This is a genomic window from Bradyrhizobium sp. ORS 285 (genome assembly GCF_900176205.1).
Lineage (GTDB): Bacteria > Pseudomonadota > Alphaproteobacteria > Rhizobiales > Xanthobacteraceae > Bradyrhizobium.
Genome location: NZ_LT859959.1, coordinates 6,085,074 through 6,101,404, shown reverse-complemented (window position 1 = coordinate 6,101,404; position 16,331 = coordinate 6,085,074). Strand labels below are relative to the sequence as shown.

The following is a 16,331-nucleotide window of genomic DNA, read 5'->3' as shown; positions in this document are numbered from 1 at the left end:
GGAGGTTTCGATGGCGAAGGACAAGAAAGACAAGAAGACCAAGAAGGACAAAAAAGAGAAGAAGCTGATGGCGCAGGCCAAGGCAGCGAAGGGCACGGCGAAGAAGTCCGCCAAGAAGGCCGGCAAGAAGGCGGAGAAGAAAGCCGCGAAGAAGGCCGCCAAAGCCGCCAAGAAGGCTGCGAAGGCGCCCGCCAAGAAGGCGGTGAAGAAGGCCGCCAAGGCGCCGGCGAAGAAGGCCGCTGCCAAGAAGGGCGCCGCCAAGAAGGCTCCGGCCAAGAAGGCTGCCAAGTCGGCTGGCAAGTCCGCCGCCAAGTCTGCCGCGAAGGCTCCCGCCGCGCCGAAGAAGAAGGCCGCCAAGAAGCGGGCGCCGAAGATGGCCCCGCTGGTCGAGACCCCCGAGGCGAACGAGACCACCGCCGAGACCAGCTGGGCGACGCCGAGCTCGGCTCCCGAGGCTCACGAAAGCGAGGAGGGGGCGAGCTCGTAGAGCTCAGCTCCGATCGTCTCCACCCCGATCGATTCGACGAGGCCGCAGCGGCGACGCTTGCGGCCTCGTTGTTTGTTTGCGCGGCCTTGGAGCACGACACCCGAAAATCTACGGCCGCGCGAATCCGTGCCCCGGAAAGGGGGATTTGATCGACCCGCACGCGCTCGGAAGCGCGCGACCCCACGGCGATGTGCACGGACGGGGGCTCTTTCACACGCTAATTTGTTGTTCAATTGCAACACGCACTAACAACCCGCCGCAGAATTGCCAAAACGCCCAAAAAGGCGGCAGATGCCGCGCTTTTTTGCTTCACCTGCGGCGGGACCCTGTCACAAATTGCGTCCGGATGACGCAGCCCGTCTTGTTTGCGCCCTGGGGGGCCACGTGCGGGACAGGTTTTTTCGAACTAGGGTGATGGGGAACGGCATGAAAAAGTTGGCTTTGTTGGCAACGGCGCTGGCAATGTTCTCGGGATCGGCTTCAGCGGCGGACATGGCGGTCAAGGCCTATAAGGCTCCCCCGGCTCCGGCCTTCGACCCCTGGGACGTCGCCTTCGGCGCCGCCATCATGAACGACTACGTTTTCCGCGGCATCACCCAGTCCAACCACAAGCCGTCGGTCGCCGCTTATTTCGAGCCGCGCTTCAACGTCAACAAGGACCTGCAGTTCTACGTCGGCGTCGCCGGTGAGAGCATCTCCTTCCCGAACCGCGCCGCGGCCGAGATCGACATCTACGGCGGTGTCCGTCCGACCTTCGGCGCCTTCGCCTTCGACATCGGCGTGTGGGGCTACCTGTATCCGGGCGGCACCTGTCAGTTCGGCGGCACCGGCTTCGACAACGCCGGCCGTTTCCAGGGCGTCGACTGCGCGACGAACTTCCTCGCCAACGGCAACACGATGAAGAAGGACGTCAGCTTCTTCGAAGTGTACGGCAAGATGAACTACACGGTGAACGACAACTGGACCTTCGGTGTCACCGAGTTCTACACCCCGAGCTTCCTGAACTCCGGCGCCTGGGGCAACTACAGCTCGGTCACCGGCAAGTGGACCGCGCCGAGCACCACCTTCGGCTCCAGCGGCGTCGGCATGTACGTGTCGGGTGAGTTCGGTCGCCAGTGGTTCGGCACCACCGACTCGTTCTACGGCACCGCGGCCCTCCCGAACGGCATCCATTACGCCGACTACAACACCTGGAACATCGGCGTCGGCTTCACCTACAAGGTGTTCACGCTCGACCTGCGCTACTCCGACACCGACCTGTCGAAGGGCAATTGCAACGCCTTCACCGGCGACTTCACCGCGGGCGGCACCACCAACGTGACCCCGATCAACCCGACCGGCCTCGGCTCCAAGTGGTGCGGCGCGACCGGTATCGCCAAGCTCTCGGTCGACCTGACCGCGATGACCAACCTGAAGTAATCATCGCCACGGCGGATCGAACTTCTCGCGAGGGCGGCAGAGCAATCTGCCGCCCTTTTGCTGTTTGTCGTTTTTTGTCCAGAGCCTGATGTGGCCTCGCTCGCGCTTCCGCAGTGCGCAGCTTGGAGCTCCGTCCGCCGTGACCCTCCACCTCCAGGGGAGCGTTTGCGTATAGCTCGGTGCCCCGTAGGGGCCTCATGGTTCGAGACGCGCCGAAGGCGGCGCTCCTCACCATGAGGGTTGAGAATCCCTCCGCGAAACAGACCTCGTCCTGAGAGGATGAGAAAGAATTCGAATTTTGCAGTTTTCGGACGAGCTAAGTCGTTGATTTGACTCATGTCGAAAATTGCCGAAATCGAAAGATTCACACCCTCTGAGGAGCCCGCCGGAGGCGGGCGTCTCGAAGGACGGTGGGAGGCGCACTGCCGGCTGCGAGCTCTGCTCATATGCGATCCCCTGCGCTCCCGGGGAAGGTGAGATCGATGTCGCGGTGCTGCCGTGGTTCAACAGCGGGGCGTTGGCGGAGCAGAGCCGCCGCCCGGCCTCATCGTCAATCATCAATCAGCCACTCGGGAAACGGTGCGGCCGGCCGCTGGACCGCCGGCGACACCGCGGATCGGCATCATCAGGCCGGCGGTCTCCGAGGCGCCGCCCAGCCTGGATGCGCTACTCGGCGCCACCCGCCGGGGCATCCGCGGCCTGACCGGTCGGCCGCAGCGAGAACCGGTCGCCGTCGCGAACGAGCTCGACCTTGCGGTCGTGGAAGTCGTGCAGCGTCGAGCGGTGGCCGATCGAGACGACGGTGGTTTGCGGCAGGCGCTCGGCGATGGCGCGGTAGAGCCGGGCCTCGCTCGGCTCGTCCAGCGACGCCGTGGCCTCGTCCAGGAACAGAAATTGAGGCTGATGCAGCAGCGCGCGGGCGATTCCGAGCCGCTGCTGCTCGCCGAGCGACAGCATGCGATTCCAATGCGCCTCCTCGTCCAGCCGCTCCGCCAGCAGCGGCAGGCCGACCGCCACCAGGGCGTCCTTGACCTGCTCCGGACTGAAGGCGTCGGGCGCGGCGGGATAGACGACCGCCGTCTGCAGCGCGCCGATCGGGAAGTAGGGCCGCTGCGGCAGCATCATCAGCTTGGCATGGCCGGGCACGCTGATCGCGCCGCTGCCGAACGGCCAGACCCCGGCAATGGCGCGGAACAGCGTCGACTTGCCGGCGCCGGACGGGCCGGTGAGCAGCATGCTCTGGTTGCTCTTGAAGCTGAAGCCGTCGGCCGCGATCAGCGGCAGGCCGTTCGGCAGCTTGAGCAGCAGCTGGGCGAGCTCGATGCTGTCACCGGCATGGCTGACGACATCGATCGTCTGCGGCTCGCCCGAGAGCGTGACGGCGCTCGCGATCGACATCTCGAACCCGTCGAGACGGGCGACTGTCGAGCGCCAGTCGGCGAGGGTGCGGTAGGTGTTCACGAAGAACGACAGCGCGCGCTGCACGCTCGAAAACGCCGACGCGGTCTGCATCATGCCGCCGAGCTGGACCTTCTTGGCGAAATAGGCCGGCGCGACGATGACGTAGGGAAAGATCGTGGCGACCTGCGAGTAGCCGCTCGTCACCGCCGTCAGCCGCTTGGTCCGGGTCATGATCTGATACCAGTTCTGCACGACGCGGCCGTACCGGTTCGAGAGCAGATCATGTTCGGCAGACTCGCCGCGCAGCAGCGCGATCTGCTCGGAGTTCTCGCGCACGCGCACCAGGTTGAAGCGGAAATCGGCCTCGAAGCGCTGCTGCTCGAAATTGAGGTTGACCAGCGGCGATCCGATCCAATGGGTCAGCGCAGTGCCGGCGATCGCGTAGATGAGCGCCGCCCAGACCAGATAGCCGGGAATGTTGTACTCCATGCCGAACAGCGTGAGCGGCGCCGCTTCCGAGAGGCCCCAGAGGATGACCACGAAAGAGGCCAGTGTCACGACCGAGCTGAGCAGATTGACCGTAATGTAGAGGGTCTGCTCGACGAACTGCTTCACGTCGTCGGCGATGCGCTGGTCGGGGTTGTCAGCCGCGTCGCCCTTGAGCTGCATGCGGTAGTGGTTGGCGTTGCTGAGCCAATGCCGCATATAGGTCTCGGTCAGCCACCGCCGCCAGCGGATCTGCAGCCACTGATTGAGATAGAGCTGGTAGATCGCGAGCACGATGAAGGTGGTCGCGAGCACGGCGAAGACGCCGATCTCCCAGATGAAGCTGTTCCAATTGTATTCCTGCAGCGCGTTGTAGAACCGGTTCTGCCACTGGTTCACCAGCACATCGATCGCGACCAGGGCGAGCTCGATGGCGATGACGGCGGCGAGCAGGATGCGGCCGGCGACCTTGTCCTCGGAGCGGAAGTAGGGAATGGCGATCCGCCACACGATGGCGAGGGTCGAGCGCAAATTGTTCACAGAGAGGCTGCTCCTGAAAAAAGGGCTTAACAGGCTGGGGCGGAACGAGAATTCCGTATCCTGGGAGGCCTGTCTAGACGAAAGTCGTAAGGGGCCCGGCGACCACCGGCTTGTCGGTCATATGCGGCAAACCGTAGCATGCTGCATACAAGAGGCACCGTGGCCGCTGCCAGATTTCGCGAGAATTTGAGCAGAGTGGGGCGTTGCCGCGTTTGTGATCTGGTTTTTGGGCCGTCCTGTCGGGCCTGGCGCCGGATCAGACAGACCTGATCCGCCCCGCCGGACCGGGTCCAACAACAACAATTGGGGGGAGACGTCACGATGTGGAATCAAATCTACGACCCGTTGGGGAGCCCGGCGCTGTCGACGCTGGCTGCCGCCATACCCGTGGTGACGCTGCTGGTGCTGATCGCCAGCGGCAAGGTGAAGGCGCATATCGCCGCGATCATCGCGGTGATCCTGACCAACATCATCACGATCTTCGTCTTCACGATGCCGGCCAACATGTCGATCCGCGCGACGTTTCTCGGCGTCGTCACCGGCTTCTTCCCGATCGGCTGGATCGTGCTGAACGTCATCTTCCTGTATCAGGTCACGGTCTCGACCGGGCGCTTCGAGCTGTTGAAGCGGGCGATCGGCGGCGTCACGGAAGACCGCCGGCTGCAGCTGCTGCTGGTTGCGTTCTCGTTCGGCGCGTTCTTCGAGGGCGCGTCAGGCTTCGGCACCCCGGTGGCGATCACCGGCGCCGTGCTCATCGGGCTGGGCTTCTCGCCGCTCGCGGCCTCCGGCCTGTCGCTGATCGCCAACACCGCGCCGGTCGCCTATGGCGCATTGGGCACGCCGATCCAGGGCCTCGCCTCGGTCACCGGCATCGATCCCTACATCCTCGGCGCCATGGTCGGCCGGCAATTGCCGGTGTTCTCGCTGATCGTGCCGTTCTGGGTGATCTGGGCGTTCGCGGGCTGGAAGGGCATGAAGGACGTCTGGCCGGCCATCCTGGTCACCGCCGTCTCTTTCGCCGTGCCGCAGTTCCTGATCTCGAACTACATCAATCCGTGGATCGTCGACATCGGCGCCTCGCTGATCTCGATGGGCGCGCTGATCCTGTTCCTGAAGGTCTGGCAGCCGAAGCAGCTATGGCTGTCGCCGGCGTTGCGCGGCCGTGACGAATCGGCAGCGACGATGGCGGCGGCAAAGCCGCTCGACCGCACGCCCCTGACGCAGGCCGAGCTCTGGGGCGCGCTGCTGCCCTGGATCATCGTCTGCGTGATCATGCTGATTTGGGGCAACGGCGCCTTCAAGGCCTGGGCGAACGCGAACTTCGCCTGGAGCTATCCGGTGCCCGAGCTCGACAAGCTGATCAACAAGATCCCGCCGGTGGCCGCCAAGCCGATGCCCGAGGGTGCGGTGTTCTCGTTCACCTATCTGAGCTTTACCGGCACCGGCATGCTGATCGCGGCGATCATCTCCGGCTTCCTGATGGGCGTCGGACCGGGCAAGCTGATCGCCGAATATGGCCGCACCATCCGCCTCTGCGCGATCTCGCTGATCACGATCTCGGCGATGCTCGCGATCGGCACGCTGACGCGGCTCTCCGGCGTCGACGCCACGCTCGGCCTCGCCTTCGCCGCGACCGGCGTGCTGTATCCCTTCTTCGGCACCTTGCTCGGCTGGCTGGGCGTGGCGCTGACGGGATCTGACACGGCGTCGAACGTGCTGTTCGGCAATCTGCAGAAGATCACGTCCGAGCAGATCGGCCTGTCGCCGGTGCTGATGGCCGCCGCCAACTCCTCGGGCGGCGTGATGGGCAAGATGATCGACGCGCAATCGATCGTCGTCGCCTCGACCGCCACCAACTGGTACGGCCATGAAAGCTCGATCCTGCGCTACGTCTTCCTGCACTCGATCGTGCTGGCCTGTCTCGTCGGCTTGTTCGTGACCTTGCAGGCCTATGTCTATCCGTTCACGGCGATGGTGCTGAAGTAACACCATCGCCTGCGACAAAAACCCCGCGTCGCCTGGGCGACGCGGGGTTTGCTATGTTTGGAACACAATTGTGCGGGAGCCGTGCTGGCAGCCATCGAGTCGATCGCCTACAAGGCCGGCTCGTCGCGTGATGATCGATCGAGAGGGAAGATGCGAGTTGTGAAGCGGGCCGTTGCCAGCGTGGTCGCAGCCTTGTTGCTGTCAGGTGGGCCGGTGGTTGCGGCTGAGGAGTTTCCGTTCGGCATGGAAATGACGCTGGACGCGCTGCCGCAGCCCGGGTCGAAGCGGGTGCCGGACCTCGACATCGGCGATCACGGCGAGACCGTGCTGGAGCTCTGGTGCAAGGGCGGCAAGGGGCAGTTCTCGGTTGCCGGCAACACCATCGTGTTCATCCCCAGCACCATCGAGGATCGCAACTGCCCGGCCGCGCGCGCCCAGGCCGACGATGAGCTCATTGCCGCGCTGAGCGCGGCAACGAACTGGAAGCGCCAGGGCGATTTGATCACCTTCATCGGGCCGAAGACGCTGCGCTTCCGGCTGAATACGAATTGAGTAGAGACCGCCGCTTCTAGTCGTAGTGACGCATCATCGAAGTGGAGGCCCCACTGTCACCCTCCCCTGGAGGGGGAGGGTCGGCTCATAGGCGCGAAGCGCGTATGAGCCGGGGTGGGGTGATCTCTCCACCCACACCGGCGCCCGCGGCTCACCCCACCCCGCTCGCCCGCTTCGCGTGCGATCGACCCTCCCCCTCCAGGGGAGGGTGGAGAGCGGAGATCGCGGCGCCTGCCCTCGTGGCTCGCCTTACTTCCAGACCGAGTTGTCGGCGTCCCAGCGCTTGGCCTTGAAGGCCTTCGCAAGCTCTTCGATTGCACCGCCATCGTCGCGGGTGTCGCTTTCCTCGTCGCCGGATGATTCATCCGACAGGATGAGCTTGGCCGCGGAGGCTTCGTCCACGGTGGTCGTCGTCGGGCTGCTGATCCACAGGACCAGCGCGTCGGCGCCGCCGGGCTTGTCCGGCGAGACGAGGCCGGTGACCTCGATGACGTCGGTGAGCTCGAGGGAGGGCATCAGCTGGCTCGGCCGCTTCAACGTCAGCTTCAGCTTGCCCGTCACCGGGTTCCAGGCCGCGCTGGTCGGCTTGGCGTTGTAGGTCTTGGCCAGCACGTCGGAGATCGCGCCCGCGAGCTTGTCCTTGTTGATCTTGTCGCCATCGCGCCATTCGCCGGCTGCGAAGCGGATGGTGCGGTCCATCTCGACGGTGCCGGCCGTCCAGCCGGCGGTGACGGCGCCGGTCGTGGCGCGAGCCTTCGCGATCAGCGCGCCGGCGCGTTCCGGATCGACGGTCATGCTGACGGTCTGTTCGCCGGCGCGGAGCGCATCACAGCCCACGATCAAGCTCGACAGCGAGACCTCGACGTTCTCGCCCTTCAGGCTCTTCAGGAAGTCGGCGACCGCATCGAGCTTGAGGCGGACGGAGACCGCCTCGGGCGAAACATCGGTGAAGTCCTTCGGTTGCGCGCTGATGCCGTCGTCGCTCGACTGGCTCTCCTGGAACTCCTTCTCGCTGACGTCGGAGTTGTCGGTCGACGCCACCTCGGTGACCGTCTTGCCGATCGTGATCTGACCGCGGAACTCGAAATTGTCGCCGGTCGGCTTGCGGGTCAGCTTCACCGTGACCGGCTCCTTGGCGCCGTTGCTCTGGGTCGCGCCGGTGAGGGTCTGGCCGTTGACGGTGAGGCTGACGACGAAGCGGTCCTTGCGGTCCGAGTTCTTGGCGACGGGATAGCAGACGTCGAGCGTGGCCGCGGTGACGGTCTTGCCCTGGCGCGTCTCCTTCAGGATCACGTCGGCATTGCCGTCCATCAGGCCGTCGATCGCGGTGAAATAGCGTGTCTCGACGGCGGGGGCGGCCTTGGTCCCGCTCTTGCTCTGGGCCCAACCGAGTTCCGGCGCGGCCGCTGCAATCACGGCCAACGCAAGCAAAATAGCGCGCATCTGAAAATCCTTGTGGGAGCGGAATCGGCGCTAGCTGTAGCGCCAATCGGCCATCACTGCACCCCCATCGGGACACTCCGCCAAAAAGAAGGCCGCCCGGAGGCGGCCTTCCTGAAGTCTTGGTGATGGAGGCTTGGTGACGGGTGCTTGGGCTCAGAAGCCCATGCCGCCCATGCCACCCATCCCGCCGCCGGCCGGCATCGCCGGGGCTGCGTCCTTCGGCAGCTCGGCGACCATGGCCTCGGTGGTGACCAGCAGGCCGGCCACCGACGAGGCGTCCTGCAGCGCGGTGCGGACGACCTTGGCCGGGTCGATGATGCCCTTGGCAACCATGTCGACATAGTCCTCGCTCTGGGCGTCGAAGCCGAAGGTCTCGGACTTCTCTTCCAGGATCTTGCCGACCACGATCGAGCCTTCGACGCCGGCGTTCTCGGCGATCTGGCGCATCGGAGCCTCAAGCGCCTTCAGCACGATGTTGATGCCGGCCTGGACGTCCGAGTTCGGGTTGGTGATGCGGCCGACCGCCTTCTTGGCGCGCAGCAGCGCGACGCCGCCGCCGGGGACGATGCCTTCCTGCACCGCAGCGCGGGTCGCGTTGAGGGCGTCCTCGACGCGGTCCTTCTTCTCCTTGACCTCGACCTCGGTCGCGCCGCCGACGCGGATCACCGCGACGCCGCCCGCGAGCTTGGCGAGACGCTCCTGCAGCTTCTCACGGTCGTAGTCCGAGGTGGTCTCCTCGATCTGCGCCTTGATCTGACCGACGCGCGCCTCGATGTCGGCCTTCTTGCCGGCGCCGTTGACGATCGTGGTGTTCTCCTTGTCGATCACGACCTTCTTGGCGCGGCCGAGCATCTTGATGGTGACGTTCTCGAGCTTCATGCCGAGGTCGTCCGAGATCAGCTGACCGCCGGTCAGGATCGCGATGTCCTCGAGCATGGCCTTGCGGCGGTCACCGAAGCCCGGCGCCTTGACGGCGGCGACCTTGAGGCCGCCGCGCAGGCGGTTCACGACCAGGGTGGCCAGCGCCTCGCCCTCGACGTCCTCGGCGATGATCAGCAGCGGACGGCCCGACTGCACCACGGCTTCGAGCACGGGCAGCATGGCCTGCAGGCCAGACAGCTTCTTCTCGTGCAGCAGCACGTAGACGTCGTCGAGCTCGGCGGTCATCTTCTCGGCGTTGGTGACGAAGTAGGGGCTGAGATAGCCGCGGTCGAACTTCATGCCCTCGACGATGTCGACCTCGGTCTCGAGCGACTTGTTCTCCTCGACCGTGATCACGCCCTCGTTGCCGACCTTCTGCATCGCCTGGGCGATCATCTTGCCGATCGCGGCGTCGCCGTTGGCGGAGATGGTGCCGACCTGGGCGACCTCGGCGGAGGAGGCGACCGGCTTGGCGCGCTTCTCGATGTCCTTGATGACGGCGGCAACCGCCGTGTCGATGCCGCGCTTGAGGTCCATCGGGTTCATGCCGGCGGCAACCGCCTTGGCGCCCTCACGGACGATGGCCTGAGCGAGCACGGTCGCGGTGGTAGTGCCGTCGCCGGCGAGGTCGTTGGTCTTGGAGGCGACCTCGCGCAGCATCTGCGCGCCCATGTTCTCGAACTTGTCCTCGAGCTCGATCTCCTTGGCGACGGTGACGCCGTCCTTGGTGATGCGGGGAGCGCCGAAGCTCTTCTCGATGACGACGTTGCGGCCCTTCGGGCCGAGCGTCACCTTGACGGCGTTGGCGAGAATGTCGACGCCGCGCAGCATGCGGTCGCGCGCGTCGCCAGAGAATTTGACGTCTTTGGCTGCCATTTGAAACTCTCCTGGAGTGGACCTCGACGGCCAGGGGCGTGATCGCCGGCCTGTCGCCTGAACGAGGTTGAAAAGCACTGGTCGCCCGGGGCGGCGAGAGCCGCCCAGAGCTGTTCGGATCAGGCGGTTCGGATCAGGCGACGACGCCCATGATGTCGGACTCCTTCATGATGAGGAGCTCCTCGCCGTCCAGCTTGACCTCGGTGCCGGACCACTTGCCGAACAGCACGCGGTCGCCGACCTTGACGTCGAGCGGGGTCAGCTTGCCGCTCTCGTCGCGGCCGCCCGGGCCGACGGCGACGACTTCGCCCTGCGAGGGCTTTTCCTTGGCGGAGTCGGGAATGATGATGCCGCCCTTGGTCTTCTCTTCGGCGTCGATGCGCTTAACCACGACGCGATCGTGCAGGGGACGAAACTTCGATTTAGCCATGACGGATCCCTTTGGGGGTGCTTCGGTAGGTTGGTGTCGGAGGAAATCTGAATGCGGCCATATTTAGCGCCCACTTGGCACCAATCGACTCGGCACCAACTGACTCGCGGACTTAGCAATCCTGCCCTCCGAGTGCTAAAGACCGCTGCCGGAAATATGGCTTGGCGCTGTTCCTGTCAAGCAAAGGCGGGCGGTTAAGCCCTTCTTGAGGCTATCAGGGGATGCTGTCTTAGGGGATGCTGTCCTTGGCCAGACATGTTAGTGGAGCGGCGTCGTCATCCGACGTCATTGCTCTGATGCGCGTTTTGCGCTTGGTTGCCGGACGGGGCAGCCATGATCTTGTTCCTAAGGGGATGCCATGACGAGTTCACGGTGCGCGCGGCCGGTTGCCAATCTCGCGATCGCGTCAGCGCTCACAATGCTGCTGGGAGCGTGCGGCGGCGGCTTCAACCTCTCGCCTTCCAGCCCTGCGCCGCCCGAGGTGGCTGTGGAGCCCGAGGTTCCAGCGACGATCCGGGCTGAGGATCTCGTCGGCAAATGGGGCCTCGCCGCCTACAACAATCCCAACGACCGGCCGCGGACCGAGAAGATGGCGCTGGCGCAGTGCAAGCAGCCTTATGTCATCGGGGCAGGCACGTCCGGCGGCGTCATCATGCATCTGGCCGACCAGGCGACCCCGCAGGAACTGCGCCTGAAGGGCTCGGCCGGCGGCAAGAACTACATCGGCCCCGCCGGCCCTCCCGGCGGCGAGCAGGACCGCGAGGTGGTCTCGTTCGACGGAAGGGTGCTGATCACCCGCTTCGTCGACAAGGATGCGGCGACCCGCTACCAGACCATGGTGTATGTCCGCTGCGGACCGCGGGCCTGAGGTCCGGTCGCTCGGTCAGAACCGACGAGGCAAACGAAAAACGCCGGCGGAACGCCGGCGTTTTTGTTTGGTGTGAGACGCGGAGGCCGCTCAGTTGAACAGCGCGTCGATGTCGTCCTGCGAGGCGTGACCGACATCGCCTTCGGCCTTCGGGCCGTTCAGCAGCCTGGCGTCGCCCTCGCGGGTGTCGACGATCGGCGGCACATGCGCCTTGATGGCGTCGACGCCGCCCCAGATGTCCATCATCACCACGATGTGGTGCTCGATGAACTTCATGGTGGTCATGACCTTGTTGATGCGCTGGCCGGTGAGGTCCTGGAAGTTGCAGGCCTCGAAGATCGAGACCACGCGCTCCTGGATGTCCTCGCTCAGGATCTTCTGCTGGTCGGCGGAGTCGACCTTGGCGAGCGCGCTGGCGGCCTGGTCGATCGCCTCCGCGGCTTCGAGGATCTGCTGGGTGGCCTGTTCGGTGCCGCCGACGACCGCGCCGAGCTCGCCATTGACCTTGGCCATCTCCTCGCCGTTGAAGCTCTTGGCGTGAAGCGTGGCGATCTCGCCCTTGGTGCGGTTGATGGCGTCGTGGATCAGGTCGAGCTCGACCTTCAGCTTCTCGCACTGTTCGATCTGCGCGCGGTAGGTCTCGAGCAGGGCGCGCGCTTCGGCGACCTCGCGTTGCGCGGATTCCTCGATGGCCGCAGCCGCCGTGCTGTTACCGCCGCTCCGGATGGCATTGCCCATCTGGGCGCGGATGGCGCGGAGCTCGTCCATGATTTCCTTGTGATTGGGGCCGATCTCGCCACCCACAAAATCGGGCTCCGGCATATGGCCGACGATTGCTTCTTCGATACGGAAACGCTTGCGAACAGCCATGATATATCCCTGACCTCTTGCTTGGTCAGTTCTACGCTGTGGCTATTTAACATCGCGTTCACGCCAGGAACTGCGGCGGCGCAACGCCCGCGTGCGCCTGATACGACCTATTAACCATGCGCCGGCGCCCTTCACGCAAAATAAACGCTAGCTATCAAATCAGCGCGCCCCTGCGGCGATGGTGAATCCCGGCGAGCCCTGTGTTTACCAAAGCGATCGGGTTTTGCTCTTTATTGACGATAAGCGGCGGCGTTGCAGCCTACGCGCGGTGAACAGCCTTCAGACGAAACAGTACAGAGTACGTCGATGTTCAGATCATTCTCTACAGCGCTGCTGGCCGGCGCATGCGTCTTCTATTGCGGTGTGGATCGGGCTGCGGCCCAGGGATTTCAGCAGCCGACGGTGATCTATAGCGGCCCGCCGCAGCAGACCGCGCCGGTGCGCACGGCCTATGTCGACCGCTCGCGGATGGGCGGCGGCTTCATCGAATTCCTGTTCGGCGATCCGCAAGGCGTCCGCGGCGCTCCGCCCCCGCAACAACCCATGTATCAGCAGCAGCCGTCCACCTACGGGACGCAGCCGGCGATGCCGGGCACTGCGCCCCAGCAGGGATATCCGGACGAGGAGGCGTATGAGCAGACACAGCGGCCGCTCGATCCGAAATACGAGAAACAGGTCGTTGACTATGACGGCAAAGAAAGGCCGGGCACGATCGTCATCGATACACCGAACAAGTTCCTCTACCTTGTGCAGGGGCAGGGCACGGCGCTGCGCTATGGCATCGGCGTCGGCCGTCCGGGGTTCACCTGGTCGGGCGTGAAGACCATCTCGGCCAAGCGCGAATGGCCGGACTGGACGCCGCCGCCGGAGATGCTGCAGCGCCGGCCCGATCTGCCGCGGCACATGGAGGGCGGGCCGCAGAACCCGCTCGGCGCCCGCGCGATGTATCTGGGCTCATCGCTGTATCGCATTCACGGCTCCAACGAGCCCTGGACGATCGGGACCAACGTATCGTCAGGCTGTATCCGGATGCGCAATGAGGACGTCATCGACCTCTATGGCCGGGTGAATGTCGGCGCCAGGGTCATCGTGATGTAACGGCGATCCTGCGTCATGCAAAAGGCCGCCCCTCGGGGCGGCCTTCGTCGTTCTCGACTGTGCGATGGCCGACAGTGATCAGGCGTAGTCGCTGCCGCCGTCATCATCGTTGCCGAAGCTGTCATCGGCATCGAAATCCGAGGGATCGCTGTCGTTGCCGTTGTTGTCGTCGTAGTTCGCCTGGTCGAACAGGCCGGAGCGGCCGCCGCCATCGCCGGAGCGGCCGATGTCATTGAGACCTGCATCCTGCGCCAGCGAGCCGCCGGACTGATCGCCGCCGCCCCAGGGGCTGCCGCCACCGCCGCGCTCCTCGATGATCGTGGTGTCGCCGAACGCCTGATGCGAGCCGCCGCCCATCATCGAGCGGATGCCGCCGAGCAGCAGCGAGCCGCCGACCATGCCGGCCGCCGCGGCCGCTGCGGTGCCTAAGAACGAGCCGCCTCCGCCGCCGAACACGCCGCCGCGCGGCTGGCCGAAGCCGCCCTGATCATAGGGGCCGGGCTGCGGCGGGTAGCCGGGCTGGCCCTGATAGCCGCCGGGCATCGCCTGGCCGCTGTTCCAGACCGGCCGGCTCGTGGACGGCGGGGGCACGTTCGGAACGGAGCCGCGGCTGCCCGACGAGCCGAAGATGCTGTCGCGCATCGAATCCAGGAAGCTGCCGGACTGCGCCGGCGGCGCGCTTTGCGCGTGCTGCAACTCCTCGATCCGGGCATTGGCGCGCTTCAGGGCCTCGTCCTGCACCAGCACGGTCTGCACCAGCGCATAGACGGCATTGGGTGCCTGCTGCAGCCCACGAGCAATGGCGGCGGCGGCCTCCGGATCACGCGGCGCGGCCTCCAGCTTGGCAAGCCGGTCGAACAGGTCGTCGATGAGTTGGCGTTCTTGCGGTGTCATGTGGTTCTCCTGCCGCTTGCCGGTTCCAGCCAAGCGCGGCCAACATTTAGGGGGACTTTGTGGTCCGGCCAGCCGGGCCGCGGATTAAATTTCCGTATGCGACAAAGCGTCTAACGAGCGTGCGAAGGAAACGCGGTCAGCGGGCATTTTGTTCGTCGAGGGCGCGAAAGGTTCAGGCGAGCGTCACCCGGCGGCGCTCCAGCAGGTCCGGAAAATGCTCACCGGCGAGATAGGCGTGCTCATGCTCGCGCTGCACGGTCAGCGGATCGAGCTCGATGAGGACGTCGTCGACGAAGCCGGGATGGCACATCACGAGGCCATCCTCGGGAAGCTCGTGCAGGAAGCCGTCCATCAGCGCCCCGAAATCGCCAGCCTTGGTGAAGTCATAGGCGCCGGCGAAGGCGGGATTGAAGGGGATCGCGGCGCGCTTTGCGTGGCGGCGGAATTGCGCGCTCAGCACGTCGAGCAGCAGCGCCTTGGGCGCCGCCAGCCGCTGCATCAGCGGCGCGTTGCGGCCGCCCTGGCGGACCCAGGCCGACGGCGCGGCGTCCTTGACGGCGGCGAGAAACCCCTCGCGCACCTGCGGATACAGCTGGGCGTGCTGGTGACCGTCGACGAAATCGGGCGCGCGGCCGAACAGCTCGCCGAACGCGTTGAGCTGAACCATCACCTCGGCGCGGATCAGCTCCGGGTCGAGCCGCCGCATCAGCCCGGCGCGCAGCAGCTTCGGAAAGGGCAGGAACATGCCGCCTTCGGCGGGGCGGAAATGCATCGTCAGCGGCCGGAACGGCGCGGTCAGCGTGACGTGCAGGCCGATCGCGCAACGCGGACTGTCGGCGGCGACCTTGGTGAGCTCTGCGACCTCGTTCCGGCCGATCGCCGCGCCGACCGTCATCACCGAGGTGGCGTTCAGCCGGCCACGCGCGATCAGGTCGCGGATCGCTGTGTTGACGCCGGGACTGATGCCATAGTCATCGGCGCACAGCCAGATGCGCCGGTGCGGCGCCTCGCTCATTCCGCGGCATTCCTCTCGGAGCCGTCGCTGCGCGCATCGAGCGTGGCGCGCTTCTCGCTGTGCTCGGCGACGAAGTAGATCGGCCGCGCCTTCAGCTCGGAGAGGATCTTGCCGATATACTCGCCCATGATTCCGATCATGATCAGCTGCACGCCGCCGATCGTCATCAGGCCGACCATCAGCGAGGGATAGCCGGGCACCGACTTGCCGGTGGTGAAGGTCTCCCACAGGATCGACAGGCCGAACAGAAAGGCTGCCGAGGCGAGCAGGATTCCCAAGAGGCTTGCCACGCGCAGCGGCGCCACCGAGAACGACGTCAGGCCCTCGATCGACAGGCCGAGCAGGCTGGTAAGGTTGAAAGTGGTGACGCCATGGGCGCGCGCCGCGGGCTCGTAGTCGACGCGGATCTGGCGGAAGCCGATCCAGCTCGCCAGCCCCTTGAAGAAGCGGTTGCGCTCGGGCAGCTGCCTCAGTGCGGCCACCGCGCGCGGCGACAGCAGGCGGAAGTCGCCGGCATCCTCCGGGATCTTCTGCCGCGCGCCCCAGTTGATGAGCGAATAGAAGCCGTGCACGGCGACGCGGCGCAGGAACGGCTCATTGTCGCGATGCGCCTTGGCCGTGTAGACGACGTCATAGCCGTCCTTGATCCAGTGCGAGACGAGCTGCTCGACCAGCGCCGGCGGATGCTGGCCGTCGCCATCCATGAACAACACCGCGCCGCGGCGGGCGTGATCGAGGCCGGCCATCAGCGCCGCCTCCTTGCCGAAATTGCGCGACAGCGACACCACCTGCACGTCGAGCGCATCGGCCTGCAGGGTGCGGGCGATGGCGAGCGTGTTGTCGCGGCTGCCGTCGTCGACATAGACGAGCTCGCAAGCAAGGCCGAAGCGCTGGCGCAGGGTCCGGGCGAGATTGTTCAGCCGCTCATGCAGCGACGTCAGTCCCGCGCCTTCGTTGTAGACGGGGATAACGATCGACAGTCCCTGCGACGCGGCGTCGGCCGCGGTCGTGGTCAGGTCGGAGACGTCAGTTCCCAGCATCGCTT

At 65.5% G+C, this 16,331-nt stretch carries 14 protein-coding genes; 6 read left to right on the top strand and 8 right to left on the bottom strand.

Translation table 11 applies throughout. From position 1 onward, the window contains the following. Positions 1–10 precede the first annotated feature (10 nt). Complete coding sequence (locus BRAD285_RS27480; protein ID WP_006610361.1) at positions 11–487, top strand: hypothetical protein; 477 nt, start codon at positions 11–13, stop codon at positions 485–487. Positions 488–913: 426 nt separating this feature from the next. After that, a complete protein-coding gene (locus tag BRAD285_RS27475) occupies positions 914–1,906 on the top strand; it encodes a TorF family putative porin (RefSeq protein ID WP_006610362.1) in 993 nt (330 codons plus the stop codon). A 666-nt stretch (positions 1,907–2,572) separates the two neighbouring features. Here BRAD285_RS27475 and BRAD285_RS27470 read toward each other — a convergent pair. Continuing rightward, positions 2,573–4,333: an ABC transporter ATP-binding protein/permease gene (locus tag BRAD285_RS27470; protein ID WP_006610363.1), complete on the bottom strand. Its 1,761-nt coding sequence runs from the start codon at positions 4,331–4,333 to the stop codon at positions 2,573–2,575. Positions 4,334–4,654: 321 nt separating this feature from the next. Between BRAD285_RS27470 and BRAD285_RS27465 the strand changes: the two genes are divergently transcribed. Together BRAD285_RS27465 and BRAD285_RS27460 are read left to right on the top strand one after the other, a co-directional pair. Next, positions 4,655–6,319 (top strand): L-lactate permease, encoded by a 1,665-nt coding sequence (locus tag BRAD285_RS27465; RefSeq protein ID WP_006610364.1) that lies wholly within the window; start codon positions 4,655–4,657, stop codon positions 6,317–6,319. Between the two features lie 150 nt (positions 6,320–6,469). Then, entirely contained in the window at positions 6,470–6,871 is a 402-nt protein-coding gene (locus BRAD285_RS27460; protein WP_035645162.1) for an META domain-containing protein, read from the top strand. 249 nt (positions 6,872–7,120) lie between these two features. Here the strand turns inward: BRAD285_RS27460 and BRAD285_RS27455 are convergent, their stop codons facing one another. From BRAD285_RS27455 to groES, 3 genes are all read right to left on the bottom strand, one after another. Then, positions 7,121–8,314, bottom strand: coding sequence for a hypothetical protein (locus BRAD285_RS27455; protein WP_006610366.1), 1,194 nt, complete (start codon positions 8,312–8,314; stop codon positions 7,121–7,123). Positions 8,315–8,467: 153 nt separating this feature from the next. Then, entirely contained in the window at positions 8,468–10,111 is a 1,644-nt protein-coding gene (groL, locus tag BRAD285_RS27450; protein ID WP_006610367.1) for a chaperonin GroEL, read from the bottom strand. Positions 10,112–10,244: 133 nt separating this feature from the next. Then, complete coding sequence (groES, locus tag BRAD285_RS27445; RefSeq protein WP_006610368.1) at positions 10,245–10,541, bottom strand: co-chaperone GroES; 297 nt, start codon at positions 10,539–10,541, stop codon at positions 10,245–10,247. Between the two features lie 358 nt (positions 10,542–10,899). Here groES and BRAD285_RS27440 point away from each other — a divergent pair, with 358 nt between their 5' ends. Further along, a complete protein-coding gene (locus BRAD285_RS27440) occupies positions 10,900–11,409 on the top strand; it encodes a hypothetical protein (protein WP_006610369.1) in 510 nt (169 codons plus the stop codon). Between the two features lie 90 nt (positions 11,410–11,499). Here the strand turns inward: BRAD285_RS27440 and BRAD285_RS27435 are convergent, their stop codons facing one another. Further along, a complete protein-coding gene (locus tag BRAD285_RS27435) occupies positions 11,500–12,279 on the bottom strand; it encodes a protein phosphatase CheZ (RefSeq protein ID WP_006610370.1) in 780 nt (259 codons plus the stop codon). A gap of 306 nt (positions 12,280–12,585) precedes the next feature. Between BRAD285_RS27435 and BRAD285_RS27430 the strand changes: the two genes are divergently transcribed. Further along, complete coding sequence (locus tag BRAD285_RS27430) at positions 12,586–13,377, top strand: L,D-transpeptidase (RefSeq protein WP_006610371.1); 792 nt, start codon at positions 12,586–12,588, stop codon at positions 13,375–13,377. A 78-nt stretch (positions 13,378–13,455) separates the two neighbouring features. Here the strand turns inward: BRAD285_RS27430 and BRAD285_RS27425 are convergent, their stop codons facing one another. From BRAD285_RS27425 to BRAD285_RS27415, 3 genes are all read right to left on the bottom strand, one after another. Beyond that, a complete protein-coding gene (locus BRAD285_RS27425) occupies positions 13,456–14,271 on the bottom strand; it encodes a DUF2076 domain-containing protein (RefSeq protein ID WP_006610372.1) in 816 nt (271 codons plus the stop codon). Between the two features lie 172 nt (positions 14,272–14,443). Then, complete coding sequence (locus BRAD285_RS27420) at positions 14,444–15,286, bottom strand: ChbG/HpnK family deacetylase (RefSeq protein WP_006610373.1); 843 nt, start codon at positions 15,284–15,286, stop codon at positions 14,444–14,446. Next, entirely contained in the window at positions 15,283–16,326 is a 1,044-nt protein-coding gene (locus BRAD285_RS27415) for a glycosyltransferase family 2 protein (RefSeq protein ID WP_006610374.1), read from the bottom strand. The genes BRAD285_RS27420 and BRAD285_RS27415 overlap by 4 nt, the downstream gene beginning before the upstream one ends. Between the last annotated feature and the right edge of the window lie 5 nt (positions 16,327–16,331).

Coding starts and splice junctions, on each gene's coding strand:
- BRAD285_RS27480 (WP_006610361.1), top strand. CDS start 11: ATGGCGAAGGACAAGAAAGACAAGAAGACCAAGAAGGACAAAAAAGAG.
- BRAD285_RS27475 (WP_006610362.1), top strand. CDS start 914: ATGAAAAAGTTGGCTTTGTTGGCAACGGCGCTGGCAATGTTCTCGGGA.
- BRAD285_RS27465 (WP_006610364.1), top strand. CDS start 4,655: ATGTGGAATCAAATCTACGACCCGTTGGGGAGCCCGGCGCTGTCGACG.
- BRAD285_RS27460 (WP_035645162.1), top strand. CDS start 6,470: ATGCGAGTTGTGAAGCGGGCCGTTGCCAGCGTGGTCGCAGCCTTGTTG.
- BRAD285_RS27455 (WP_006610366.1), bottom strand. CDS start 8,314: ATGCGCGCTATTTTGCTTGCGTTGGCCGTGATTGCAGCGGCCGCGCCG.
- groL (WP_006610367.1), bottom strand. CDS start 10,111: ATGGCAGCCAAAGACGTCAAATTCTCTGGCGACGCGCGCGACCGCATG.
- groES (WP_006610368.1), bottom strand. CDS start 10,541: ATGGCTAAATCGAAGTTTCGTCCCCTGCACGATCGCGTCGTGGTTAAG.
- BRAD285_RS27440 (WP_006610369.1), top strand. CDS start 10,900: ATGACGAGTTCACGGTGCGCGCGGCCGGTTGCCAATCTCGCGATCGCG.
- BRAD285_RS27435 (WP_006610370.1), bottom strand. CDS start 12,279: ATGGCTGTTCGCAAGCGTTTCCGTATCGAAGAAGCAATCGTCGGCCAT.
- BRAD285_RS27430 (WP_006610371.1), top strand. CDS start 12,586: ATGTTCAGATCATTCTCTACAGCGCTGCTGGCCGGCGCATGCGTCTTC.
- BRAD285_RS27425 (WP_006610372.1), bottom strand. CDS start 14,271: ATGACACCGCAAGAACGCCAACTCATCGACGACCTGTTCGACCGGCTT.
- BRAD285_RS27420 (WP_006610373.1), bottom strand. CDS start 15,286: ATGAGCGAGGCGCCGCACCGGCGCATCTGGCTGTGCGCCGATGACTAT.
- BRAD285_RS27415 (WP_006610374.1), bottom strand. CDS start 16,326: ATGCTGGGAACTGACGTCTCCGACCTGACCACGACCGCGGCCGACGCC.